General features: G+C 49.2%; 24 protein-coding genes and 1 other annotated feature. Of the genes, 16 read left to right on the forward strand and 8 right to left on the reverse strand.

What is annotated here, in order from left to right; all coding sequences use genetic code 11:
• Positions 1-22: 22 nt before the first annotated feature.
• Positions 23-412 carry a hypothetical protein gene (locus OIK42_RS13555; protein ID WP_273641283.1) on the reverse strand — a complete coding sequence of 130 codons (390 nt, stop codon included), beginning with the start codon at positions 410-412 and terminating at the stop codon, positions 23-25.
• 239 nt (positions 413-651) lie between these two features.
• Between OIK42_RS13555 and asnS the strand changes: the two genes are divergently transcribed.
• The 8 genes from asnS (at position 652) to OIK42_RS13595 (ending at position 11,645) form a co-directional block, all read left to right on the forward strand.
• The gene (gene asnS / locus OIK42_RS13560; RefSeq protein ID WP_273641284.1) at positions 652-2,049 is read left to right on the forward strand and encodes an asparagine--tRNA ligase; all 1,398 of its coding nucleotides are present in this window, start codon (positions 652-654) and stop codon (positions 2,047-2,049) included.
• 153 nt (positions 2,050-2,202) lie between these two features.
• Positions 2,203-3,297, forward strand: coding sequence for a paraquat-inducible protein A (locus OIK42_RS13565; protein ID WP_273641286.1), 1,095 nt, complete (start codon positions 2,203-2,205; stop codon positions 3,295-3,297).
• A complete protein-coding gene (pqiB, locus tag OIK42_RS13570; protein WP_273641287.1) occupies positions 3,294-4,940 on the forward strand; it encodes an intermembrane transport protein PqiB in 1,647 nt (548 codons plus the stop codon). The genes OIK42_RS13565 and pqiB overlap by 4 nt, the downstream gene beginning before the upstream one ends.
• Positions 4,933-5,514: a PqiC family protein gene (locus OIK42_RS13575; protein WP_273641289.1), complete on the forward strand. Its 582-nt coding sequence runs from the start codon at positions 4,933-4,935 to the stop codon at positions 5,512-5,514. The genes pqiB and OIK42_RS13575 overlap by 8 nt, the downstream gene beginning before the upstream one ends.
• Positions 5,498-6,631 carry a GGDEF domain-containing protein gene (locus OIK42_RS13580; RefSeq protein WP_273641291.1) on the forward strand — a complete coding sequence of 378 codons (1,134 nt, stop codon included), beginning with the start codon at positions 5,498-5,500 and terminating at the stop codon, positions 6,629-6,631. The genes OIK42_RS13575 and OIK42_RS13580 overlap by 17 nt, the downstream gene beginning before the upstream one ends.
• A 131-nt stretch (positions 6,632-6,762) precedes the next feature.
• Entirely contained in the window at positions 6,763-7,914 is a 1,152-nt protein-coding gene (locus OIK42_RS13585) for an efflux RND transporter periplasmic adaptor subunit (RefSeq protein WP_273641293.1), read from the forward strand.
• Between the two features lie 22 nt (positions 7,915-7,936).
• Positions 7,937-11,080, forward strand: coding sequence for an efflux RND transporter permease subunit (locus OIK42_RS13590; protein WP_273641294.1), 3,144 nt, complete (start codon positions 7,937-7,939; stop codon positions 11,078-11,080).
• Positions 11,081-11,162: 82 nt separating this feature from the next.
• Positions 11,163-11,645: a GNAT family N-acetyltransferase gene (locus OIK42_RS13595; protein WP_273641296.1), complete on the forward strand. Its 483-nt coding sequence runs from the start codon at positions 11,163-11,165 to the stop codon at positions 11,643-11,645.
• 4 nt (positions 11,646-11,649) lie between these two features.
• On the opposite strand, the gene OIK42_RS13600 is transcribed toward OIK42_RS13595, so the two are convergent.
• Both OIK42_RS13600 and OIK42_RS13605 read right to left on the reverse strand, forming a co-directional pair.
• Positions 11,650-12,072, reverse strand: coding sequence for a CBS domain-containing protein (locus OIK42_RS13600; protein ID WP_273641297.1), 423 nt, complete (start codon positions 12,070-12,072; stop codon positions 11,650-11,652).
• Positions 12,073-12,163: 91 nt separating this feature from the next.
• Positions 12,164-12,520 carry a hypothetical protein gene (locus OIK42_RS13605; protein WP_273641298.1) on the reverse strand — a complete coding sequence of 119 codons (357 nt, stop codon included), beginning with the start codon at positions 12,518-12,520 and terminating at the stop codon, positions 12,164-12,166.
• A 223-nt stretch (positions 12,521-12,743) separates the two neighbouring features.
• Positions 12,744-12,863: a sequence feature (His leader region), on the forward strand.
• A 43-nt stretch (positions 12,864-12,906) separates the two neighbouring features.
• Here OIK42_RS13605 and hisG point away from each other — a divergent pair.
• The 8 genes from hisG to hisIE are packed head-to-tail and all read left to right on the forward strand — an operon-like array spanning position 12,907 to position 20,053.
• The gene (hisG, locus tag OIK42_RS13610; RefSeq protein ID WP_273641299.1) at positions 12,907-13,809 is read left to right on the forward strand and encodes an ATP phosphoribosyltransferase; all 903 of its coding nucleotides are present in this window, start codon (positions 12,907-12,909) and stop codon (positions 13,807-13,809) included.
• A gap of 16 nt (positions 13,810-13,825) precedes the next feature.
• Positions 13,826-15,127: a histidinol dehydrogenase gene (hisD, locus tag OIK42_RS13615; protein ID WP_273641301.1), complete on the forward strand. Its 1,302-nt coding sequence runs from the start codon at positions 13,826-13,828 to the stop codon at positions 15,125-15,127.
• Between the two features lie 15 nt (positions 15,128-15,142).
• A complete protein-coding gene (gene hisC, locus OIK42_RS13620; protein WP_273641303.1) occupies positions 15,143-16,228 on the forward strand; it encodes a histidinol-phosphate transaminase in 1,086 nt (361 codons plus the stop codon).
• Entirely contained in the window at positions 16,225-17,295 is a 1,071-nt protein-coding gene (gene hisB, locus OIK42_RS13625) for a bifunctional histidinol-phosphatase/imidazoleglycerol-phosphate dehydratase HisB (RefSeq protein ID WP_273641304.1), read from the forward strand. The genes hisC and hisB overlap by 4 nt, the downstream gene beginning before the upstream one ends.
• Positions 17,295-17,900 carry an imidazole glycerol phosphate synthase subunit HisH gene (gene hisH / locus OIK42_RS13630; RefSeq protein ID WP_273641306.1) on the forward strand — a complete coding sequence of 202 codons (606 nt, stop codon included), beginning with the start codon at positions 17,295-17,297 and terminating at the stop codon, positions 17,898-17,900. The genes hisB and hisH overlap by 1 nt, the downstream gene beginning before the upstream one ends.
• Entirely contained in the window at positions 17,901-18,638 is a 738-nt protein-coding gene (gene hisA, locus OIK42_RS13635; RefSeq protein ID WP_273641308.1) for a 1-(5-phosphoribosyl)-5-[(5-phosphoribosylamino)methylideneamino]imidazole-4-carboxamide isomerase, read from the forward strand.
• Positions 18,620-19,411: an imidazole glycerol phosphate synthase subunit HisF gene (gene hisF / locus OIK42_RS13640; protein WP_273641310.1), complete on the forward strand. Its 792-nt coding sequence runs from the start codon at positions 18,620-18,622 to the stop codon at positions 19,409-19,411. Before hisA ends, hisF begins: the two co-directional genes overlap by 19 nt.
• Positions 19,412-19,429: 18 nt before the next feature.
• On the forward strand, positions 19,430-20,053 hold the full coding sequence (gene hisIE / locus OIK42_RS13645; RefSeq protein WP_273641311.1) for a bifunctional phosphoribosyl-AMP cyclohydrolase/phosphoribosyl-ATP diphosphatase HisIE: 624 nt from the start codon (positions 19,430-19,432) through the stop codon (positions 20,051-20,053).
• Positions 20,054-20,066: 13 nt separating this feature from the next.
• Here hisIE and OIK42_RS13650 read toward each other — a convergent pair whose 3' ends face one another.
• From OIK42_RS13650 to htpG, 5 genes are all read right to left on the reverse strand, one after another.
• A complete protein-coding gene (locus tag OIK42_RS13650; protein WP_273641313.1) occupies positions 20,067-20,783 on the reverse strand; it encodes a substrate-binding periplasmic protein in 717 nt (238 codons plus the stop codon).
• Positions 20,784-20,859: 76 nt separating this feature from the next.
• Positions 20,860-21,993 carry an alanine racemase gene (locus tag OIK42_RS13655; RefSeq protein WP_273641315.1) on the reverse strand — a complete coding sequence of 378 codons (1,134 nt, stop codon included), beginning with the start codon at positions 21,991-21,993 and terminating at the stop codon, positions 20,860-20,862.
• Positions 21,990-22,394: an MAPEG family protein gene (locus OIK42_RS13660; protein WP_273641316.1), complete on the reverse strand. Its 405-nt coding sequence runs from the start codon at positions 22,392-22,394 to the stop codon at positions 21,990-21,992. The genes OIK42_RS13655 and OIK42_RS13660 overlap by 4 nt, the downstream gene beginning before the upstream one ends.
• Positions 22,395-22,620: 226 nt before the next feature.
• Entirely contained in the window at positions 22,621-23,265 is a 645-nt protein-coding gene (gene adk / locus OIK42_RS13665) for an adenylate kinase (protein WP_273641318.1), read from the reverse strand.
• A 324-nt stretch (positions 23,266-23,589) separates the two neighbouring features.
• Positions 23,590-25,512, reverse strand: coding sequence for a molecular chaperone HtpG (htpG, locus tag OIK42_RS13670; protein WP_273641319.1), 1,923 nt, complete (start codon positions 25,510-25,512; stop codon positions 23,590-23,592).
• Positions 25,513-25,658 lie beyond the last annotated feature (146 nt).

Genomic DNA, 25,658 nt, shown 5'->3' on the forward strand with positions numbered 1-25,658 from the left:
AAGCACGCTTTGATGCTGGCCGCTAGGCGATAACGGTTGTATGTAAGGTCAGTAAACACGCAGCACTTATTCCAGCCAGAATAAACAGGTGTACGCCATAGCGGTCAGACTTGCTGCGTTTGCGCTTGTAACGCAGCAACATGGTAATCAGTGTGGTCATAAGACTGACTTGTAACAGGGTTGCCAGCGCCGCGACGTGCTCACCAGACCAATAGGTTCTGGCTTCTACACCCCAGAATTGCTGAACACCAGTGACCATCTCAGGCCGGGCAAAATGAAACAGAATTAAACAGACAAGCAACACCAGCCACGCCAGCGTGTTGAGCATCAGCTCAACCCGATAAAAGCCTTTCTGCCTGCCGGGCGAACGTTCGCGCTTGTGCGCTAATGTTTGTGTCTGTTTCACTGCCATAATGAATCTCATTGCTAGCATCCAAAAGCTGGATGAGTATACTTAGTTTCAGTTTTATTAATCTGTCGGAATAACTGCTTGAATTTCAAGCAACCCGACAGGTTTTTACGGCTTTTCGACCGTGTATGTAAGTGATATCGGCCAAGCTTGCATTTTGTTTAATGAATCTGGATGCAATCAGGTCTTGGCTGTGCGATGATTTGCGTTTTTAAAGACCATAGCGATTGGAGAAAATAACCATGACACACGCCCCCGTAGTTGACGTACTTGCTGGGAAGTACGCGGTTGGCGAATCGGTAACTGTAAAAGGCTGGGTTCGTACCCGTCGCGACTCAAAAGCAGGCCTTTCTTTTATAGCGGTACACGATGGAAGCTGTTTTGATCCCGTGCAGGTTATAGCGCTCAGCACTTTACCTAATTATGCCGACATTCAACGTTTAACTACCGGGTGTTCTCTGGTTGTAAAAGCTAACGTGAAACAGTCCGAAGGTAAGGGGCAGGCCCTGGAGCTGGACGCCACTGAGGTCGAAATCGTCGGTTGGGTAGAAAATCCTGATACCTACCCAATGGCCGCAAAACGCCATTCAATTGAGTATTTGCGTGAACATGCCCACCTGCGTGCTCGCACCAATGTCATCGGTGCGGTAACCCGTATCCGTAACTGTTTATCACAAGCGATTCATCGATTTTTCCATGAACAAGGCTATTTCTGGATCAGTACACCTATCATCACCGCCAGTGATACGGAAGGCGCCGGCGAATTATTCCGGGTATCAACACTGGATTTGATGAACGTGCCCAAGACCGACAAAGGCGATGTTGATTTTAATGAAGATTTCTTTGGCCGCGAAGCCTACCTGACGGTGTCTGGTCAGTTAAATGGTGAAACCTATGCGTGCGCCATGTCTAAAATTTATACCTTCGGACCAACGTTTCGTGCTGAAAACAGCAATACTTCACGGCACCTTGCTGAATTCTGGATGATTGAGCCTGAAGTGGCGTTTGCCGATTTAGGCGATATCGCTCAGTTATCAGAAGATCTGCTGAAATATGTGTGTAAAGCGGTGCTTGAAGAGCGTGCCGATGATATGGCGTTTTTTGCCGAGCGCATCAATAAAAACGCGATCAGCCGTCTGGAAAAGTTAATCAGCAGCGACTTTGTGCGTATGGATTACACCGATGCGATTAAGATCCTCGAAAACTGTGGTAAAGAGTTTGAGTTCCCGGTGAGTTGGGGAATAGATTTATCCAGCGAGCATGAACGCTATCTGGCAGAAGAACACGTTGGCGCACCAATTATCATGCAAAATTACCCCAAAGACATCAAAGCATTTTACATGCGCTTAAATGATGACGGTAAAACAGTTGCCGCCATGGATGTGCTGGCGCCGGGTATTGGTGAGATCATTGGTGGTTCCCAGCGTGAGGAGCGCCTTGATGTGTTTGATACCCGCTTAGCAGAAATGGGACTCAGCAAGGAAGATTACAGCTGGTACCGCGACCTGCGACGTTACGGCACCGTGCCTCACTCTGGTTTTGGCCTGGGTTTTGAACGTTTAGTTGCCTACGTCACAGGTATGCAAAATGTGCGCGACGTTATTCCGTTTCCACGCACACCTGGTAACGCCAGTTACTAACCTTCCCGGGACGCTGCGTTATCACGCGGCGTCCGCTTTATCCCCTATTCAATATCGCTTTATTCGGTTAAGCTAATAAAAAATAACGTTTCGGCTTTACCGATGTCCGCACCGCTTGTTCGACAAATAACCTGCCCACAATGCGAAGCTACTGTGAGTATACCGAACTTGCAGAGTAAGCAACGTGCACTGTGTCCCCGATGTAATCATACGTTAAGTATCTATCACCGAAACGATGTCTCCTTGGCCTTGTCACTGGCAATTAGCGCATTGATCTTTTTGCTGCTGTCATTGCCCTTTAACTTTTTAACCTTTCGCGCCAATGGCCAATTCAACAGCATCGATTTACCCGGCGGCCTGAATATGCTGATAGAGCAGGACTATGTATCATTAGCGCTGATAACCGGCCTGGCAACGCTTGTTTTACCTGGCTTGGTATTACTGGGTTTAGTGGTATTGCTCACCGCCCGGCTTACCACGCCCCCCAGGCCATGGATGAAAACCGTACTTAGCTGGGTCATGGTTTTATTGCCATGGAGCATGGCAGAAATCTTTTTATTGGGCACATTGGTGAGCCTGATAAAAATAACGTCCATGGCGGATATCGCTGTAGGCATGTCGTTTTATGCCTTCGTCGGCTTTAGTCTGAGCATGAGCGCGGCGTTATTTTATTTTGACGAAGTACGACTCAAGTTATGGTTGTATGCCGGCGACTTACCGGTGCTAAAGCCCCTATCCAAACAAACCGCCAGCCTCAGTATACAGCGTACCTGGGCGTTGCTGTTCACGGCACTGTTACTGTATATTCCAGCTAACACCTTGCCAATAATGAGTACTGAATTATTTGGCAGTGCAGAGAAAAATACCATTATGGGTGGCGTCATATCGCTGTGGCAATCAGGCTCATACCCCATAGCAATGGTCATTTTTTTTGCTAGTATAGTGATACCCGCAGTGAAACTTGTGGTTTTAGCGCGTTTAAATTACGCCGTACAACACTATGAACTTACCAAACCTAAACGGCAAACCCAGTATTACCGGTTTATAGAACTGATTGGCCGTTGGTCCATGATTGATGTATTTGTGGTAGCCATACTCGTGGCCCTGATCCAATTGGGCAGTACGTTATCCATTCATCCGGGGCCGGCTGCACTGGCTTTTTGCGCGTTGGTATTCATTACTATGCTGGCAGCTATGACTTTTGATTCGCGACTTATTTGGCAGCAAAGGGACAAACCAAATTTATGACTGATAGTGCAACGATAAAACCCACTACACGTATTTCAAAGGTGTGGATTATTCCCATCATTGCGCTGTTGGTGGCTGGCTGGATGGTGTATTACCAGTGGCATAATCAGGGACCGCTCATCACCATTGACATGAGTTCGGCCAATGGTATCGAAGTTAACAAAACCCCGATTAAAGTGCGAGACTTAGAAGTTGGGCTGGTCAAAAAAATTGAGCTTAAACCCGATCTCAATGGCGTGACGGTTACCGCACGGCTGGAAAACAGCGCAGCGCATCTACTCAATGAAAACACGCGTTTTTGGGTGGTTGCGCCCCGGGTGTCATTTTCTGAGGTATCAGGACTCAACACGCTGTTATCCGGCAGTTTTATTGCCATGACTGCCGAAAGTGGCACACAGGAAAAAGAACATTTTAATGCGCTGGAGCGCCCACCTGTTACGCCACCGGGGACGCCCGGTTTACACGTTATCTTAAGCAGTGACACCGACGACTTAACCTACAAGCCCGGCGACGCCATCATTTACAAAGGGTTTAAAGTGGGTGAATTTGAAGAGGTCAACTTCGATGTGGAACACGGCCTTATTGACTATCGTGCCTTTATCCACGCGCCGTACCATAATCTCATAGATGAAAACACCCGCTTTTGGAATGTCAGCGGCGTAAAACTGCAACTTGCATCCAATGGTGTGACAATCCAGGCTGGTAGCCTCGAAACCCTGTTAGCCAACGGCATTACCTTTGGCAATCCACAAGGTGATTTAAACGGCGAGCCTATCGCTAACGACTCCAGATTTACCATCTATGCCGATTACAACGCGGCAGCCGACGAGCGGTTTCGGTATTCTGCTCAGTACATTTTGTTAATTAAAGAAAGTGTCAGGGGCTTAACAAAGGGTGCGCCGGTTGAATACCGGGGGCTGCAGATAGGCAAAGTCGCCGCCATTAATTACGATGACATTGAAGTAGGCAGTTTGCTGGATGATGAATACCCTATACCGGTACTCATTAACATATATCCGGGTAAAGCCCGCCTGGCGGATAGTGAAGAAGGCCTTGAGTTTTTACGGTTACGATTTGCACGCTGGATTAACAAAAATTTACGCGCCACCCTGCGTATGGGCAACATTTTAACTGGAGGGTTGTATGTTGACTTACAGCATGTTTCCGATCCGCTGCCCACAGACCAACTCACCATCAAAGGCTATGACATCATCCCCACTGTCTCCAGCGAGTTTACCCAGTTAACCCAAAAAGCCGATGCCATACTGGATAAAATCAATGCACTGCCTCTGGAAACCCTGGTTAAAGACATTACCGAGGTGGTGGCAACTCTCAATGATGCGGCCGAGTCGGTTAACACCGCCAGCGACAATTTTGACGCCAGTATCGCCGAACTCGACACCAAAGTGCTGAATCAGCAAATTCAACAAAGCCTTAAAGCCTTTGAGAAGTTGCTCAAGCACTACTCAGAGGGTGGCCTGAGCAAATCTGAAATCGCAGATACCGTTAACGCCCTGCAGGAAACGCTGCGTGCCATCCAGCCGCTGTTAATTCAGTTAAACAAAACACCCAACGGCCTGATCTTTTCCGATAATACCGATATCAACATTCAACCCAGGGCGCGGGAGCAAAACAATGAATAAATGGATGTTCAGCATAGTCGTTCTGACCTTGGCAGCCTGTAGCAGCCAACCAACCAATGTGAACTATTACCTATTGCATCAACCGGCCTCTGCTACAATGCGGGAGAGCATGGATATCTCAGCGCTACCCGCAATCTATCTGCGTTCATTATCAACGCCTGACTATCTCAAACAGCGCAATCTCAGCCTGCAAACCAGTGCCAGTGAACTTCACTTTGCACCGCAGCATGTGTGGGCCGAAGATTTTAGCAATGCGTTTGTCATGGCCCTGCGTGACACGTTAGCAAATGCGCATAAAATACGCTTGTACTCGCAAAGCCAGTGGTCAAACTCTAATCCAAAAGAATACTTTTTGGACATCCAACTGGACGATTTCATTCCCACGTACGATAATAATGTGGTGTTAACAGGAACATACCGGCTGGAGATGAGTCATTTACCGCCGCAGATTGTCCAGTTTAGTTTTAAGCTGCCTTTAGACCAGGATGGTTTCGCCAGTTCAGTGGCGCAAATGCGTGAACTGATTGACTTATTAGCCCATGACGTAGTATCTCGAGTTGAAAGCACAAAATAGTTCCCGCTCAATCATTATGCGCTTCTATCATGGGGTAATTTCCAGTGGCTGCCGGGATTACAATGATGAAGAAACCAACCGCAAAATAGTGGTTGTTAATCTGTTTGCCCTGGTAGGTATGTCAATTACTTTGTCACTTGGCATAAAAGCGTTATTCAATGCAGACTACCCACTCGGCTCAGTATTGTTAGGTTCTGCTTTTTTGTTTGCAGTCTGTAAAGGTTTGTTACATCACTCTAAGCTGCGTTATAGCCATATCATCACACCCGTTTTGTTGGTGATTTGTTTAATGAGCCTGATGATATTTTTAATCATCGGCGGCGGTGTCGCCAATACCGGACCGCTGTGGATTTTTGTATTGCCGCCCGTAGCCATGTTTTTCGCCGGTGTTGTTTTCGGTGTCGTCACCATGGTGGTGTTTACCCTTATTTGCTGCGTCATTATGTTTTATCCCGGTGAAGCACTGTTAATGACCAGTTACCCACACGAGTTTAAAGTTCGCCTGTTACTCTCCTTCGCCACCGTCACGTTTTTATCAGCGTTTTACGAACACAGCCGCCAAACCAGCTTTCGTATTATCAGAGACATCAGTGAAAAGTTTGAAAAACAGGCGCTCAACGACCCTTTGACTGATTTGCCAAACCGCCGTGGTGTGCAGCAATTTATTGATTTTGAAATAGGCCGGGCAAAACGCCAATCTGAAGAGCTGAGTATCATTCTTTGTGATATTGACCGCTTTAAACAAGTGAACGATAAATACGGTCACGATGCCGGTGATATAGCACTGCAGCATGTAGCCAGCCTATTTAAGTCATCCATTCGCCATCAGGATGCGGTATCCCGTTGGGGGGGTGAAGAGTTTTTGTTTGTATTGCCCGGCACAAAAGAAAGCGACGCAGAACACCTTGCCGATAAAATACGTCAATCACTGGCCGATACACCGGTTCAGCTCAAGAATGAACAATTAACCATTACCGCAAGTTTCGGCGTCGCCCAACTCAATTTATCTGTTGGCCTTGATAAAGCCTTATCGTTGTCAGATAAAGCATTGTATCGGGCAAAAGAAAATGGTCGCAATCAGGTCGTAACTGCGTCATCATTGACCCCAAAAGCCTAGGTCTGGGTTAGTTCGGGACAGCCTGATTGCTAACATATTGTTACACATCTCTCTGCACATATATTTCGACGCCTGACCACCTTACTGCATAATAACACCCTGAGATAAACGGGAAGTGGGAACTGTTTTTTATGAAATGGATGAAATTTATACTGCCCCTGGCGATTCTTATCATCGGTTTTGCTGCCATGAAAAGTGTGATAGCACTTGACAAAGGCGAAAGCGAACCGGATGAGATTGATACCCGGCCATCAGTCAAAGTCACCAGTATGACGCCAGAGTCTTACGCCATTCAAATTGAAGGTTTTGGTGAATTAACACCACTGGAAACTACCAATTTAGCTGCTCAGATCAGCGGTGAGGTAGTTGAATGGAATCCGAAATTAGTGGCCGGCGGCATTATCAAACGCGGCGAACTCCTGTTTTCGATTGAATCTGATACCTATGAAGCCGCTTTACTCCAGGCTGAATCGTCGTTGGCAGCCGCAGAAGCAACCCTGATTGAAGAAAAAGCGCTGGCTGAAGTGGCGAAGCGCGAGGCTGCAACACTGCCCGAAGCCAGGGTCACCGATCTGTATCTGCGTAAACCGCAAATTTTATCGGCCCAGGCAGCATTAAAAGCCGCGCAGGCGCAGATTAAAATAGCCCAGCGGGATCTGGCTAATTGTCAGGTCGTTGCGCCTTATGATGCATTAATTGTGGACCGCAACATCGGTAAAGGCGACTTTTTGTCTGCCGGCACCGTTGCCGCAACGCTCTACAACATTGAGGTGGGCGAAGTGGTCTTTCCATTGGCCCGCTTTGATCAGGCCTTTCTGCCGGACACCGTGGCTGGCACTGTAGCCGAGGTATCGCTGCTGAATCGCAGCAATGACAACCTTGTTCGCGCCGCGACCATTGTGCGTGATACCGGTATTTATGATAATGCCACCCGCATGACACATCTTGTCGCTCAAATTGTCGACCCCTATGGCCTGTCATCCGGTGAAACTGCCATTAAGTATGGCGCGTATACAAAAGTTACCTTTACCGGCAAAACCATTGACAATATTTACCGCATTCCTCAGGAACTGATCAATAAACGTCAACTGTGGCTCCTCGATGATGAGGACAGGTTAGTTGCCAAAAACGTTGAAGTGATCAGGGAAGTTGGCAGCGAATTTTTAATCCGCGCCGACATTGATAACGATGACAGAGTGGTCATGACGCTGCCTGAATACCCGCAAAATGGTATGGCAGTAAAAGTGATTGAGCAGTCAGGTGACTTAGTTGCCAGGCAGTAATTAAGCAGAGGAATTAATCGCAATGAAAGATCCCTTGGATGCCCAAACGGGGCTAATCGCCTGGTTTGCCCGTAACCCGGTTGCCGCTAACCTGCTCATGGTATTTATATTGATCATGGGAGCCGTTGGCTATGTCACTATCCAGCGGCAGATGTTCCCTAACATCGAAATTAACTATATTAATATTTCGGCGCAGTATTCAGGCGCCTCGCCCCAGGAGATAGAAGAAAGTATCCTCATTAAAATTGAGGAGAGCCTTAAGGATGTCAGTGAAATTAAACGCACGGTATCACGGGCGTTTCGCAATAGCGGCAGAGTTTCGCTGGAAATAGATAAAGACGAAGAACTCACCGATGTTTTGGATAAAATAAAACTGCGTGTTGATAGTATCGCAACGTTTCCGGCCGACATGGAGCCGGTCACTATCTCTCAGGCCGAATTTCAGCAACAAGTTTACGAAATGGCCCTGGTTGGCGATATTCCGCTGGAAGAGCTCAAACCCATCGCCAAGGAAATAGAGGATGACTTACTTCAGTTAGGCACAATATCTATTGCCAACGCACGCGTACCTACCGACGAAATTGCCATCGAAATCAAGCCAGAATTACTCAGAATGTATAACCTGACGATTTCTGATGTTACCACTGCCATCAATCAGTATTCCGCTAACGTATCTGCAGGACAATTACGTACCGATGCAGGGCTGGTCTCTGTACGCATTGAAAGTCAATTTTATGATGGCGACGAATTTGCCAGTATCCCGGTAAAAATTGGCGACGATGGGGCTAGAGTACTGCTCTCTGATATAGCCGAAATCAAAGATGGCTTTACCGAGGGCGAACGGTATTTTCGCTATACCGGCCAGAATGCCGTGTTAATTGCAGTCAATGCAACCAAATCACAAAATATTATTCCCATCGCCGAAACCGTAAAAGATTTCATGGCGTTTAAAAACAAGGAACTGCCAGCCGGGCTTGAGCTTAAAGAGCTGGTCGACATGACCTATTACTTAAATGCACGCCTCGATATGATGCTCAGTAACCTGCTACAGGGCTCTATTTTAGTGGCTCTCATGCTATCTATCTTTTTGCGCTTCAGACTCGCTTTTTGGGTGATGGTTGGCCTGCCACTGTGTTTCCTCGGCGCGGTCATGTTAATGCCCGTGTTTGGTGTGAGTGTGAATATTTTATCCTTATTTGCATTTATCATGGTGCTGGGGATAGTGGTGGATGATGCGATTGTCATCGGCGAAAGTGCCTATACCGAAGTAGAATCGAAAGGCGGCGGCGTAGAAAACGTTATACGCGGCGCCAAACGCGTTGCGACCCCAGCCACTTTTGGCGTGCTGACGACGATTGCAGTATTTGCGCCCTTTACTATGAGCAGCGGGCCTGAGGGCGAATTTTTCTACAATATCGCCGTTGTGGTCATTTTATGTCTGGTTTTTAGCCTGATTGAGTCAAAACTCATTCTGCCAGCGCACATTGCCAACATTAATTTTAAGCCAATTAAACCTGATAGCTGGCGTGCCCGCTTCAACAACCGGTTTAATCAATTTGTTAACGGCCCTTACCGACGCACCGTCGCCAAAGCCATCGAATGGCGCTGGGCTGTACTCATGGGTTTTGTTGCCATGCTGATGCTGAGCTGGGGACTCGTTGCCGGCAACCATGTGCGCATGATTCCCCAACCTAAAGTGCCCCATGACTTCCCTGACATCGAAATTGAAATGAACGAAAATGTCTCGGATATGGCGACCATCGAAGCGCTCAAAACCATTGAAAAAGTGGTCATGGAGATAGAGGCAGAAACCATACAGGAGTATGGTTCGGGCATGATCAAGGATATCCTGGCCTTTAATGAGTCGCGCAACGAAGCGCGTTTGGTGATCCCTTTAGTCGATGAGCAGGCACGCCATTTCAATACATTTGAACTGGCCCGCAAGTGGCGTGAACGGATCCCAGCCATTCCTGGCATGAAGAGCTTTAGTATTCAGGATGACGTCAACGGAGGTGGCGATAATGGCGAATTTGGCTACCTGCTTTACGGTGCTGACATTAAATCCTTAAACGAAGCCGGCTTGCGTTTTATTGAAATGCTACAGCAGGAAAAAGGACTTTATGATGTCAGTTCCACCATCGACCCGGCCAGTAAAGAAATTCGTATGGAATTGCTCCCTGCAGCATACGAGCTGGGCTTAAACCTGCGCAATATTGCTAATCAGGTTGGGCTTAGCTTTTATGGTGGTGAAGCGCAGCGTGTCATACGGGACGGCGAGGAAGTAAGGGTGATGGTGCGCTATCCTCGCCTCACTCGCGAGCGTTTTTCAGAACTCAAATACACCATGATTAAAACACCGGATGGCGCAGAGGTTGTGCTCGGTGATGTAGTGGCACTTACCGAAGAACCCGGCATTAGCTACATTCGTCGTGAAGATGGCTATCGTTCGGTGTACGTCTGGGGAGCTATCGACGAAGAGCAGATTGAACCCAATCAGGTCGTGGCCAACATTGACGAGAAGCTGTTACCCAGACTTTTAGAAGAATACCCTTCGGTTAAAACTCAGCTTGGCGGCGATATCGAAGAGCAGCAGGCGCAACAGGATGAGCAAATCATGTTCTTCGCAGCGGCAATGATCATGGTCTATATACTGCTTGCGGTACCGCTAAAAAGTTACGGTCAGCCACTTATTATTATGTCTGTGATCCCGTTTAGCCTGACCGGCGCGATATGGGCACACTTCCTGTTAGATTTGGACTTGAGCATGATGTCGACCTTTGGCTTGATTGCGGCCGCTGGGGTAGTCATTAATGACTCACTGGTGATGACCGACTATATCAACCAAAAACGCGCAGAAGGCTTTTCAATACTGGATGCGGCAAAACATGCAGGCTGTGCGCGATTCAGGGCCATTACACTAACATCGATTACCACATTTGCCGGGGTCACCCCAATCCTGTTTGAATCCAGTCTGCAGGCTAAGTTTGTTATTCCGATGGCCGCTGCGCTGGGCTCGGCAGTACTCTACGCCACGCTGGTTACGTTGATCCTGGTTCCCTGCCTGTATCTGATTTTGCAGGACCTGGGGAATGGCTGTCGTAAAGTCGGCAGTGGATTTTCTTACCTGGCCGGCAAGGTCGGACGAAAGCCTGTGCAATATTCATAAGTAGCACCATCAGCAGGCTTCGCAGCCTGCTGATGTATGTGTTGCACACATATTCATACTAGTAACGTTTGATGGAGCGTTAATGAGCATTAAGATAAGAACTGCAGTAAAAGCTGACACCGACACCATATTACACTTCATAAAAGAGCTGGCCATTTATGAAAAGGCCGAACACGAGGCCAAAGCCACCCCAGAACATATTCATAACACACTGTTTGCTGAGACCCCCAAAGTACACGGCCTGATCTGTGAACAAGACGGCACCGCTGTAGGTTTCGCCATCTACTTTTACAGTTACTCAACCTGGCAGGGACAGCATGGCCTGTACCTCGAAGATTTGTATGTGTCGCCCGATTTTCGTGGCCAGGGAGCAGGTAAAAAGTTACTTACCCACCTCGCCGCAATTGCCGTTGAAAACAACTGCGGTCGGTTTGAGTGGAGTGTGTTGGACTGGAACAAACCAGCTATCGATTTTTACGAATCGCTGAATGCTAAACCACAAGGTGAGTGGATACGTTACCGACTCGACGGCGCGGCACTGACCGCGCTAGCCAACCAGGCATAACGCGCTAAATTCTTCGCTCAGCGACAGACGCAGCAAAATACCGGAATATATCGCGCCAGCTAATAATACCTACCGGATTTTGCTGCTTATCGAGTACCGGTAAACAGGAAATACGATGGGCATTAAACAGCTCTATTGCCTTTACCATGGTGTCATGAACGGAGATCGTGATGACATCGCGCGTCATAATTTGATGTGCTTTTCGCTCCAGTGTTGCGCGGTCACGCAGGCGCTCACTGATGGTGTCAATAAACGGGCTAATTGCTTTGAGGTAATCCCGATCCGAAATAACCCCAACCAGCTGGTTATTTTCGATAACCAGCAAGTGGTGAAAACCACTGGCAGTAAATATATCTCTGACAACAGTAAGCGAGTCGTCCATTTTCACAGAAACGATCCGCCGGGTCATGACGCTGGCAATACTCATGGCCTACGCTCCCAAAATCATTATAAACCACACCAGTAAAGCACCTGAACAGCACATCAGTCTTTACAGGGCCTGCTGATAATCTGACACCTTACTCATAGGTGTCTATATGATGAATATCTTCGTCTGGCGGTTCATGATGCGCCTCAGTTTCGCCATGGCTATTATAAACGACCTCGTCATCGGCCTGATCCTCGGCGTCGCCGTGCGCCTGTTGCTCAGGATGTTGGTCTGAACGCTCTTGCTCGGCATCGTCTCGTTTGGTCCTGCGATGCACCTTATACTGCTGCTGTTCGCTGATGGTGCGTTCTTCCTCGTGGGTTTCTTTTTCCTCTTCAGACAGGTTTTTGGCACGCGCTTCCTTGCTCACGCGTTTAACGCGATTATCGGTGACAATCGGTACTTTCCCTTCCCGTGGAAGCACCGAGAATAACAGATCGTTACTCATACCCTCTCTCACTCAACAGACACACCATCAATAAATATACGCCTCGTTACCAAAATATCTACTGCCTGAAACAATTCATTCCAATAGCGCAGCACTTATAACTATTAGTTAGAGCATATTTATACTTAAAAGTTGCAAAACACTTGCAATGATTGCGTCTCTTGGCTATTGTTTGCGCGTCAAAATAAATGAACAAAATGAAAATGATTAAACGCGCCGCCATTCATCACCACCATCATAAAGCATAACCTTTCAGGTTTGTGCTGGAAGGTTGTTGTTTTCCTTCCAGTGGCGCAGATACCAATTATCGACCCCCGGAAGGAAACTTCCGGGGGTTTTTCGTTAATGGCGCACCAAATTCAGGATTTTAACAGAGGATGATCACCATGAGTGATAACAGCAGACTGCGAATTGCAATTCAAAAATCAGGTCGTCTGAGCGACGACAGCATCGCACTTCTTAAGGCCATTGGCATTAAACTGAATATTCGCGATCGCCTGCTGATTGCCCATTCTACCAATGAAAATATCGATCTGCTGCGCGTGCGCGATGATGATATTCCCGGCCTGGTCATGGATGGGGTTGTCGATATGGGGTTCATCGGCGAAAACGAGCTGGAAGAAAAAATGCTCGAACGTCAGGCCACTGGCAAGCCTGCCGACTTTGAAATTTTACGCCGGCTGGATTATGGCGGTTGCCGCTTGTCTATTGCAGTGCCTACCGAAATGAACTACACCGGCGTGGCATCACTGGAAGGTAAAAAAGTAGCCACCACTTACCCTTACCTGCTGGAGCGCTATTTTAAAGAGCAAGGCATCAAAGCCAAAGCGGTTATGCTGACCGGCTCAGTAGAAGTAGCTCCGCGTGCCGGCGTCGCCGCCGCTATTTGTGACCTGGTCTCCACCGGTGCCACCCTGGAAGCCAATGGCCTGCAGGAAGAAGAAGTGATCTTCCGCTCAAAAGCGGTCTTAATTCAGCGCGCCGACGGGGAGCTCGACGCCGAGAAGCAAGCACTGATAAACCGCCTGGTGCCGCGCATTGATGGTGTGATCCAGGCCAAAGAAAGCAAGTACATTATGTTGCATGCCCCTAAAGCGTATCTGGAGCAGGTAAAAAGCCTGTTACCGGGTGCCGAAAACCCAACGGTACTGCCTCTGGCGGGTAGCGATGACACTGTGGCCATTCACGTGGTGAGTCCCGAGAACCTGTTTTGGGAAACCATGGAAAAGCTCAAGGCCCTGGGTTGCAGCTCAATCCTGGTCATGCCAATAGAAAAAATGATGGGTTAATACGAGGTATCAACGCATGATTAACTGGTCTAGTTTAAGCGCTGCAGACAAAGCCTCTGCTCTGGCCCGTCCGGCCATGGCCGACAGCGCAGCCTTGCGCACAACGGTGGCGGAGATACTCACCGCCGTAGAAAGCCGTGGTGACGAAGCGGTACTGGAATACACACGGCGCTTTGATAGTGCCGGCCTAAACACACTGCGTTTACCGGTGGCGCAACGCGATGAACTGGCAACACGGGTAAGCCCGCAAGTGAAGTCAGCCATTAAGACGGCATTTAGCAACATTAAGCAGTTTCACGACGCGCAGTACCCACAGGATATTCGCCTGACAACCACACCGGGTGTGGTTTGTGAACAACGCTTTACTGCCCTTGAAGCAGTTGGTCTGTATATCCCCGGCGGCAGCGCGCCATTACCTTCAACGGTTATGATGCTCGGTGTGCCGGCCATGGTTGCCGGATGTAAACGCAAAGTACTGTGTACACCGCCCAATCAGGCACAGGAAATTGCCCCCGAAATCGCCTTTGCGGCCCAGTGCTGCGGCATTGAAGAGATCTATTTATGCGGCGGCGCACAAGCGATAGCCGCAATGGCATTTGGTACCCAAAGCATTATAAAAGTGGATAAAATCTTTGGCCCCGGCAATAGTTTTGTCACCGAGGCCAAACAACAGGTTAGCCAGCGTGCTGATGGCGCAGCCATTGATATGCCGGCTGGTCCATCAGAAGTACTGGTACTGGCCGACGGTAATGCCGATGCGCAGTTCGTCGCTTCGGATTTATTGTCTCAGGCAGAGCATGGCCCGGACTCGCAGGCGATTCTGGTTACCGACAGCGCGGCCTTAATTAACGCCGTGAAAGAAGCCGTTACAGAGCAACTTACCCACTTATCGCGCAACAGTATTGCCGCCAGGGCAATGGAAAACGCGCGCTATATTCTGGCCGACAGTTTATCTGAAGCGATAAGTGTCAGTAACGACTATGCACCTGAGCACTTAATTGTACAGTGTGATAATGCCCGTGAGTTACTACCTGAACTCAAGCATGCCGGTTCGATTTTCCTTGGTCCCTGGTCACCTGAGAGTGCCGGTGATTATGCATCAGGCACCAATCATGTGCTACCCACTTATGGGTATGCCAGAAACTATTCAAGCCTCGGCTTACTCGATTTTATGCGCCGCTATACGATTCAGGAATTATCCGCTGACGGTATGCGTAATTTGGGCCCGGCGATTATGCAACTTGCTGATGCGGAAGGACTGGATGCTCACAAAAATGCTGTGGGTTATCGGTTAAACAAGTTGCAGCAAAACGATTAAACGGTAGAGACCGCTATGACAAGTAAATTAGTTGATCAACTTATCAACGACAATCTGGTGCCGCTGAAGCCATATGAATCAGCGCGCCGTTTATTTTCCGGTGGCCAGGACTGGCTGAACGCCAATGAGTCGCCCTTTGCCAATCCCTATGACGTCGATTCAGGTAATTTTAACCGTTACCCGTCATGCCAGCCCGGTAACGTAATTAACGCCTATGCCGCCTATGCCGGGGTAGATAAGTCACAACTTATTGTAACCCGTGGCGCCGACGAAGGCATTGAACTGCTGATCCGCACATTTTGTACGCCGGGTGAAGACAGCGTGCTTATTTGCCCGCCTACTTATGGCATGTACGCCATTAGTGCTGAAACCTGCAACGTGGGGATAAAGCGCGTGCCACTCAAGAATGACTTTAGTCTCGATGTAGATGGCATTTGTGCCACCGGGAATGTCAATGTGGTGTTTATCTGCGCACCGAATAATCCTACCGGTACGCAGGTAGACCGTGCCGACCTCACTCGCGTGCTTGAGCATTTTGCGAATAGCGCACTGGTGGTGGTCGACGAAGCCTACATCGAATTTGACGCCGACAATAGCTGGGCGGCTCAGTTAGCCCAATACCCTAATCTGGTAATCCTGCGCACCTTATCGAAAGCCTTTGCGCTGGCGGGTTTACGCTGTGGCTTTACGCTTGCCAGTGAAGACATCATCCAGGCACTGCTCAAAGTGATTGCGCCCTACCCCATTCCGGAGCCCGTGGCACAAATTGTTGCTCAGGCACTCAACCCCGACAACATTGAGCGGATGCGTCAACAGGTGACGTTTTTAAATGACCAGCGTGATGCATTGCAACAAGCCCTGGCCCAACGCCCCGGGGTTGAATTAGTCGGTGATGCCAAGGCGAACTTTATATTATTCCGCCACGCGCAGAGCGCGCAGATCATGCAATATCTGGTTAGCCAGGGCATGCTAATTCGCGATCAATCAAAACAAATGAACTTACAACACTGTCTGCGGGTAACCGTGGGCAGCGCTGAACAAAATCAGCGGTTACTTTCGTTTCTCGATACCTACTTTGAGCAAGCAGGAGCTTCATCATGAGTCAGCAAGCCATTTTATTCATCGATCGGGACGGCACTCTGGTTGAGGAGCCACCGATTGACAAACAGCTCGACAGCCTCGAAAAACTGGTATTTGAGCCACAGGTAATACCGGTACTCCTTAAACTTAAAGCCGCTGGCTTTAAGCTGGTCATGGTATCCAATCAGGATGGCCTGGGTACTGAGAGCTTCCCTCAGGCCGATTTTGATCTGCCCCACAACGCCATGATGGCAGTCTTTGAAAGTCAGGGCGTAACCTTTGATGATGTGCTTATTTGCCCGCATTTTGATGCGGATAACTGCACCTGCCGTAAACCCAAACTGGGCCTGGTAAAAGATTATCTGCAGCAAGGCAGAGTCGATTTTACCCGCTCTTATGTGATTGGCGATCGTATTACGGACATTCAACTGGCTGAAAATATGGGCATTAAAGGCCTGCAGTACAGTCGTGATGACCTTAACTGGCCGGCGATTGAAAAGCAGTTACTGGCGTCATCGCGCATTGCCGAAGTCACCCGTACTACCTCGGAAACCGACATTCACGTACGTGTTGATTTAGACTCAACAGCGAAGTCCAGTATTGCCACCGGCATGGGCTTTTTTGATCATATGCTTGATCAAATTGCCACCCACGGTGGCTTTGAGCTGCAGCTTAAAACCAACGGTGATTTACATATAGATGATCACCACAGTGTGGAAGATACCGCACTGGCACTGGGCGAAGCGCTTAAAAAGGCGTTGGGTAACAAACGCGGCATTGGCCGCTTTGGCTTTGCCTTGCCTATGGATGAATGCCGCGCCGAATGTATTATGGATATCTCCAACCGCCCGCACCTTAAATTTGAGGCCAGATTCAGCCGCGACCAGGTGGGTGAAATGGCCACTGAAATGGTTGAGCATTTCTTTTACTCGCTGGCCCAGAGTATGGGACTGTCGCTGCACTTATCAACCACCGAGGGCAATGCCCACCATCAGGTAGAAAGCTTATTTAAGGTGTTTGGCCGGGCGCTGCGTCAGGCGATTACCCGTCAGGGCGACGCCCTGCCGAGCAGTAAGGGAGCCTTGTAATGTCACAACAAACTATTGTGATAGTAAATACCGGCTGTGCGAATATCTCGTCGGTCAGGTTTGCTCTGGAGAGATTGGGGGTTAGCGTAACGGTATCCGATGATGCAGCCGTGATTGCCGGTGCTGACAAAGTCTTTTTACCCGGTGTCGGCGCGGCAGGCGCAGCCATGACCAGCATTGCCGCGAAAGGGCTTATCGAGCCGCTGCAAAAGCTCACTCAGCCGGTGCTCGGTGTCTGCTTAGGCATGCAGTTAATGGTTGAACGTTCTGACGAAGCCTCAACCGGCACCATCGATTGCCTGAAGTTACTGCCCGGCCACGTTAAGCGCATGCAGGCAGGTGAGCTGCGGTTACCCCACATGGGTTGGAATACAGTTTCTCCGGCGAAGGAGTCACCGCTTTTTGCCGGCATTGATGCCGGTACCTACTTTTATTTTGTGCACAGTTTTGCCGTACCGGTCTATGCCAACACGCTGGCCAGCTGCGAATACGGTCAGACGTTTTCCGCGGCGATTCAGCACAACAATTATTTTGGTGTGCAATTTCACCCCGAGCGTTCCGGCGAAGCCGGCGCACAACTGCTAACCAACTTTGTGAACATGTAAATGATTATACCAGCAATAGATTTAATCGATGGTGCGGTAGTTCGGCTGTATCAGGGCGATTATAACCAAAAAACCCAATATACCCTGGACCCGGTTGAGGTAGTGCATACCTATGCCGATCAGGGCGCCGAATGGCTGCACATTGTTGATTTGACGGGCGCCAAAGATACCGACAAACGTCAGCTTGAGCTGATCCGTAACATGGTGGATACCAAGCGCATGAAGTTCCAGTCGGGCGGCGGTATTCGCGAAGAACGCGAAGTGGCACAACTGCTTGAGTCAGGCGTTAGCCGCGTGGTTATTGGCTCGCTGGCGGTTAAGCAAACCGAACTGGTGAAAAGCTGGGTAAAACAGTACGGACCTGAGCACATTGTGCTGGCGCTTGATATTAACATCGACGATGACGGCAATAAGTTTATTGCTACTCACGGCTGGCAGGAAAATTCCGGCGTATCACTGGAGCAGATTCTGGAAGCCTTTGCCGAAGTGGATGCTAAACACGTATTGTGCACCGACATCAGCCGTGACGGCACGCTGCAAGGCTCTAACGTTGAACTGTATACCGAAGTAAGCAGACAGTTTCCCAACGTTGCCTGGCAGGCCTCTGGTGGTATTGGCGGCCTCGATGATATTCGTGCACTGCGACCTACCGGTGTCAGTGGCGTCATTTTAGGCCGGGCATTACTGGAAGGTAAATTTACGGTTGAGGAGGCTATCGCATGCTGGCAAAACGGATAATTCCCTGTCTGGATGTACGCGACGGTAAAGTGGTTAAAGGTGTGCAGTTTCGCAACCATGAGATCATTGGTGATATCGTGCCGCTGGCCGAGCAATACGCTAAAGCCGGTGCCGATGAGCTGGTATTTTATGATATTACCGCCAGCTCTGACCAACGCGTCGTGGATAAAAGCTGGGTCAGCCGCATTGCCCAGGTGATTGATATTCCTTTCTGCGTTGCCGGCGGCATTAAATCGGTTGAAGATGCCGGGCGTATTCTTGAAATGGGCGCGGATAAGATTTCGATTAACTCCCCGGCTCTGACCAACCCCGAACTGATTAATGAATTGCACGATGTGTACGGCCAGCAGTGCGTGGTAATTGGTATCGACAGCTTTTATAACCAGGCGAACAATCAGTACGAAGTGTACAAGTTTACTGGTGATGAAAGCCGCACTCAGCAAACCGCCTGGCAAACGCTGGACTGGATAAAAGAAGTCCAGCAACGCGGCGCCGGTGAAATTGTGCTTAACTGCATGAATCAGGATGGCGTGCGTAAGGGCTACGATTTGGCGCAGCTCAAAGCCGTGCGCGAGGTGTGTAACATTCCGCTCATTGCATCCGGCGGTGCCGGTGCTATTGAGCATTTTACAGCGGTATATAAAGAAACCGACGTCGATGGCGCGTTAGCCGCCTCAGTGTTTCATAAAGGCATTATTAACATTGACGAGCTCAAGGCGACCCTGGTCAGTGAGGGAATTCCCATGCGTCAACGCTATACGCCAGCGCAATAAACAAAGGTTTTAAAAGTAATGAAAGTAACAACAGAAAATCAGGCACAACTGGCGTGGGCCAAAATGGATAACCTGTTACCGGCGATTGTTCAGGATGCCGTAACCGGTAAAGTGCTGATGCAAGGATATATGAACCCACAAGCGCTTGAAGCGACGCTCACCAGCGGCAAGGTAACTTTTTTCAGCCGCTCCAAACAGCGCCTTTGGCAAAAGGGTGAAACCTCGGGCAATACCCTGAATCTGGTTGAAATTGGCAGTGATTGTGACAACGATTCGTTGTTGGTGCTGGCCAACCCGGTTGGCCCCACCTGCCATACCGGCGCTGAGAGTTGCTGGTTTAACAGTGAAGTAGCGGACTATACCTTTATGGGTGATCTGGAGCGTTTACTGGCGCAGCGTAAGACAGCCGATCCGGAGTCAAGTTATACTGCCAAGCTTTACAGCAAAGGGATAAAGCGTATCGCTCAGAAGGTCGGTGAAGAAGGTGTGGAAACCGCCCTGGCTGCAACCGTGATGGACAAAGACGAATTGCAAAACGAAGCGGCTGATCTGCTTTACCATTTAACCGTATTACTGCAGGCCTGTGACATGTCGATGTCAGATGCCGTGGCGGTGCTGCGTAAGCGTCAGCATAAAGGTTAACCCATACTTCAGGCTACCGCTCCTCGTGGTAGCCTAATGCGTGTGCAGCCTGGCGCAGCCGTGCCACACTATCGGCATCCATGGCGTTATTGGCAGCAAGGTAACCGGTTACCGACAACGCCGGAATCACCTGTTGCAGCATAACGTCTGCGCCGGTTAACCCCACCAGCGCAGCGGTTTCATCAATCAGATTGGGATCTTCAATAATAAAATCAACGGTGCCGCGTTTTAATTGATGCCAGGAGCACAGGATATCAGCGCACAGTATCAGGTTATCTCCCTCAACAAACCCCTGCTTTAACAGCCATTCGGCAGCGATATCGCCGCGCTGTGCGGCCACCGACAGCGCGTGTGGATCAAGGGGTAATGAAAAGCGTTCCGGGCTGGCGCTCTTAAGCGATAACACCCCCAGTTCAAAGGCAGCCACAGGTGCAATCCAGACAAACTGTTGGTCACGCTCAGGTGTCTTAGCGATGGAATAAATAAGCCCTTTCGGGGACTGCTCGACCTGTCGCAAAGCTCTGGCCCAGGGATACACTGTGAACGTAGCAGTGAAGCCTGCTCGCTTTACTATTTCCTGTACTTTTTGGGTGGCTAGACCCTGAACTTTATCATCGCTGACAAATTGATAAGGAGGAGAGTTTTCAGTATAGATAAGGAGTTGTGGCGCGCCGGCCACCGACGCCGAAAAGCCTACTAACGATAACGCTATTACCAACAGAAGTTTCATGAAATCCCAAATACTGCCAAGAAGAGGTTCAGGTTGCTAAAGTTTAATCGCTAAACAACAAGTTGCAAATATTCTGCTACCAGCCACTGATGCGAGACCACTGCTGCGATACCGTCAGGGTGTCATCAACAACATGATATTGTTGATATTGCGCTGCGGTAGCACACGCATGAACAGGTAAGATTCGCAGCACCTGCCCGTACGAGAATAAGGCTTCAGGTGGTTCGATATTATCGCGGTGACAAATAATACCATGCTCCTGGTTGGTTGCCTTCACATACCAGCCATCAAGTACCTGGCCGTTAATGTCACAAACCAGTCCGTAGCCACAATCTGTGTGATGACCAGCCGTGCCCTGATCCCGTGACAATGCCATCCAGCCGGCATCTACAATCACCCAGTTTTTGCTACGTTGATGTCCTATAACACAGGTCAGCACTGACATTGCGATGTCAGTTACCTGACACACTCCTAACCCTGCCATTACGCAATCGAAGGTTGCGTAAACGCCGGCGCGTAATTCTGTTATCCCCTGGTGACTCACCCCGGCCAGCGCAGTGGGCGTGGAACCAGCAGACACGATATCACACTGGATCCCGTGCCTGGCCAGTTGGCCGGCTGCCGCGCTGATACGCTCGCACTCTTGCTTCGCCATCGCCTGGCGGGCGCTGCTATCAAGACAATCATAAGAGCCACCAGCGTGGGTCATAACGCCTCTGAAACGAAGGTTTGAGGCGTTTTGTATTGCCCTTGCGCACGCGATTAGCTCATCTGATTCCGGCAGAAGTCCTGCGCGGTGGTCGTCTACATCGACTTCCAGCATGACCGCCAGAGACTGACTATACTGAGGAGCAAAATCAATCAGCGTATTCACCGCGGCTAAGCTGTCTGCGATGACGGTAAAATCTGCGGCCAACCGTAAAATAGCATCGAGTTGATTAAGTTTATTGGGTGCTATACCCACCGCATACAAAATGTCGGTATAACCGGCACTGGCAAAGTATCTGGCCTCGGCCAGCGTCGACACCGTTACCGGCATGGATGAGGGCGCATAGTATTTGGCTGCCTGCAGTGATTTCAGGGTTTTGACGTGCGGGCGCAGTACGATTTGTTCAGACTCAGCCACCGCCAGCATGCGCTGGCAATTACGTTTGAATATGTCAAAGTCAATAATACAGGCAGGCGTTGGCACCTGGCTTAAAGAGATCATAAAAACGGCAACCAGTAAATAAGCGTTAAGTTAGCTGCCGCCAACCCCGCTAAGGTTAATAATGTCAGCACCATGCCACACAACCGTTGCCAGGTGGCCCCCACTGAGTGGCTTAAACCATAGGCATGCAATACCCGCCCCAAAGTTAAGCCGCCGCCAAACAGATGAATTAACCACGGCAGTTCAATACTGATTTCTAAAATGGCTAACAGTAACAGGGTAAGAGGGACATATTCGGCAAAGTTAGCATGCACCCGGATAAATCGCGCTAGCGGCTCATTGCCACCATCACCGACACCAATTTGGTTACGTCGGCGATGGATAATCACCAACGCCGTTAAATACAGATAAACAAATGCTAAAACGCTGGCATAGAAGGCGGTAACGGGCAATACAATCATTGTTGTTATAGTCGTCGTTAATGCTACGAGGCACTATTGTGACAGCGATTAGGTTGTCGGGTAAAGTACTACAGGCCGACTTTTTACGATTGCTTGCTGTTTGGCGGTGCAACGATGAGTGCCCGGAACCTGGCAGCACGAAGGCCGTTTGCGTTGATGCTGACAGGGTCGTTAGCCATAAAAAAGCCGCTATCAGAAGCGGCTCATCGTGGTATCTATGGTGTTGCTAACCGAGCAGTTCGCTCAGTTGCTTACTGACTTCGTCTACCGGTTGGGTACCATCTATTTTATGGTATTCACAGTTTCCGGCGGCAGCTTCTTCGCTGTAGTAGTTAACCAGCGGCTGTGTCTGATCGTGATAAACCGCCAGGCGTGCGCGAACAGTGTCTTCTTTGTCGTCATCACGGATGATCAAATCATCACCGGTTTCATTGTCTTTACCTTCCACTTTCGGTGGATTGTACACAACATGATAAACCCGGCCAGAGGCAGGGTGAACACGCCGGCCGCCCATGCGGTCAACAATTACATCGTCAGGCACGTCAAACTCAATCACGTGATCGACTTTTACGCCGGCTTCTTTCATCGCATCAGCCTGAGGAATAGTACGAGGGAAACCATCTAACAGAAAACCGTCTTTGCAGTCATCCTGAGCAATGCGTTCCTTAACTAATCCAATAATAATCTCGTCGGAAACCAGTTTTCCTTCATCCATGACTTTCTTTGCAGCCAGGCCCATTTCGGTGCCAGCTTTAATGGCACTGCGTAGCATGTCACCCGTTGATATTTGCGGGATACCATATTTGCCCATTAAAAATTGCGCTTGTGTTCCCTTTCCGGCTCCCGGTGCACCGAGAAGTATAATTCGCATAATTGCGCTCTCCGCTTATTTTCATTAACTGTGAGGCACTTTACACACTCCCAATGTGCGTGACAAGTGCTCTACAACGCTAGTCTGCGTTCTTACGACTAATAGCGTATGAATAGTAGACTATTGACCCCTTCTGTATTTCGTTGACGCCAACACACCCGTATTGACGAGGTCTGACAACACAGGGGTTGGACGCTGTTTGGATTCTTTTTATAACATTAACTTTGCATACTCGCCATTAAACCTGAGCAGCCAGTCATAAAAAAAGCGGGCTGCTAAGGCCCGCTTTGGTTGGTATTTTTACAACTTACCTGCAATACCGGTTTATTTTGACAGCGTCATGAGCAGACCATTTAAGTTGCGCACAAAGCTGGCTGGATCTTTGAGGTTACCCTGTTCAGACAACGCAGCCTGGTCGAACAGCACTTGTGTCCAGCTATTGAACACTGCCTCATCCTGCACATCGGCTAAGAGTTTCACTAACTGATGCTCCGGGTTCAGCTCAAAATGATATTTCACTTCAGGTACCGGCTGGCCCGCCGCTTCCATTAGTTTCATCATTTGCGTGGTCATGCCGTTATTGTCAGCCACAATACACGCCGGTGAATCGGTCAGGCGGTGAGTAAACTTAACGTCCAGCACCTTTTCACCCAGTGCAGATTTAGCACGTTCCAATACGCCTTCAACCTGCTTCTCGGCTTCTTCCTGGGCTTTCTTGCTTTCTTCGTCTTCCAGATCGCCTAAGTCAAGATCGCCACGGGCTATGGACTGCAGCTGTTTACCGTCGAACTCATTCAGGTGCTGCATAAGCCACTCGTCGATACGCTCACCCATGAGTAATACTTCGATACCTTTCTTGGTAAAGATCTCAAGGTGCGGGCTGTTCCTCGCGGCTTTATAGCTGTCGGCGGTCACAAAGTAAATTTTATCCTGGCCTTCTTTCATACGGGAAATGTAATCGGCCAGTGACACAGACTGCTCGTCTGAGTCATTATGGGTTGAGGCAAAGCGCAGTAATCCGGCGATTTTTTCTTTGTTGGAGAAATCTTCAGCCGGGCCTTCTTTAAGCACGTTACCAAACTCATTCCAGAATAACTGGTACTTTTCGGCATCGTTTTTCGCCATGCGCTCAAGCATTTGCAATACACGCTTGGTACAACCGGTGCGCAGTGACTGGGTCACTTTATTGTCCTGCAGAATTTCTCGCGACACGTTGAGCGGCAGATCGTTGGAGTCCAGCAAGCCTTTCACGAAGCGCAGGTACGTGGGCATAAACTGCTCGGCGTCGTCCATAATAAATACGCGCTGTACGTAAAGCTTTAAGCCGTGAGACTGGTCACGATTCCACATATCAAACGGAGCTTTGCTGGGGATATACAGCAAGCTGGTGTATTCCGTTTTACCTTCAACTTTATTGTGCGCCCATGTCATCGGGTCTGAATAGTCATGAGAAACGTGCTTGTAGAACTCTTTGTATTCCTCATCGCTGATTTCAGACTTGTCACGCGTCCACAGTGCAGTGGCTTTGTTCACCGTTTCCCATTCGCCTGGCTGCGCCGGGATTTTTTCACCGTCGGGACCTTCTGACTCGGCAATCGGCTCTTTGTACATGCGCACAGGAATGCTAATGTGATCTGAGTACTTGCTAATGATTGAACGCAGGCGCCAGTCATCGGCGAACTCTTTCTCGTCTTCACGCAGGTAAAGCGTGATTTCGGTACCACGTTCAGCCTTTTCAATATCGGCAACCGTGAACTCACCTTCGCCTTCTGACGTCCACTCGACACCCCGGTCAGCACTCTCACCGGCAGCGCGTGTGCGCACTACCACTTTGTCGGCAACGATAAAGGCAGAATAAAAACCAACACCAAACTGACCAATCAGTTGAGAATCCTTTGCCGAATCACCGGACAACTTACTGAAAAAGTCTTTGGTGCCAGACTTTGCAATGGTCCCAAGATTTTCGATAACATCGTCACGGGTCATGCCGATACCGTTATCGGTGATCGTCAGGGTGCCGGCTTCTTTGTCGACGCTCAGTTTAACGCACAGGTCGCCATCATTCTCATACAGGCTATCATTTTCCAGAGCGTTAAAACGCAACTTATCGGCTGCGTCGGCGGCGTTTGATACCAGCTCGCGTAAAAAGATTTCTTTGTTTGAATAAAGAGAATGGATCATCAGATTGAGAAGTTGTTTTACTTCGGTCTGAAATCCGTGAGTTTCTTGATGGGCCACTTCAGCCATAAACCAGATTCTCCTAGTTAGTTTAATTATTTTTCAACAAGTCAAATGTGGTCGGCAGGCAAGGAATTCAACTGCCAGAAATAAAAATATTGGCTGAATAATGTCGCGAAGTGGGTTGCTGGGGCTACGCAGGTAACAACAGCGGG

Origin of the sequence: Alteromonas gilva (assembly GCF_028595265.1) — a bacterium.
In the GTDB taxonomy this organism is placed as follows: domain Bacteria; phylum Pseudomonadota; class Gammaproteobacteria; order Enterobacterales; family Alteromonadaceae; genus Alteromonas; species Alteromonas gilva.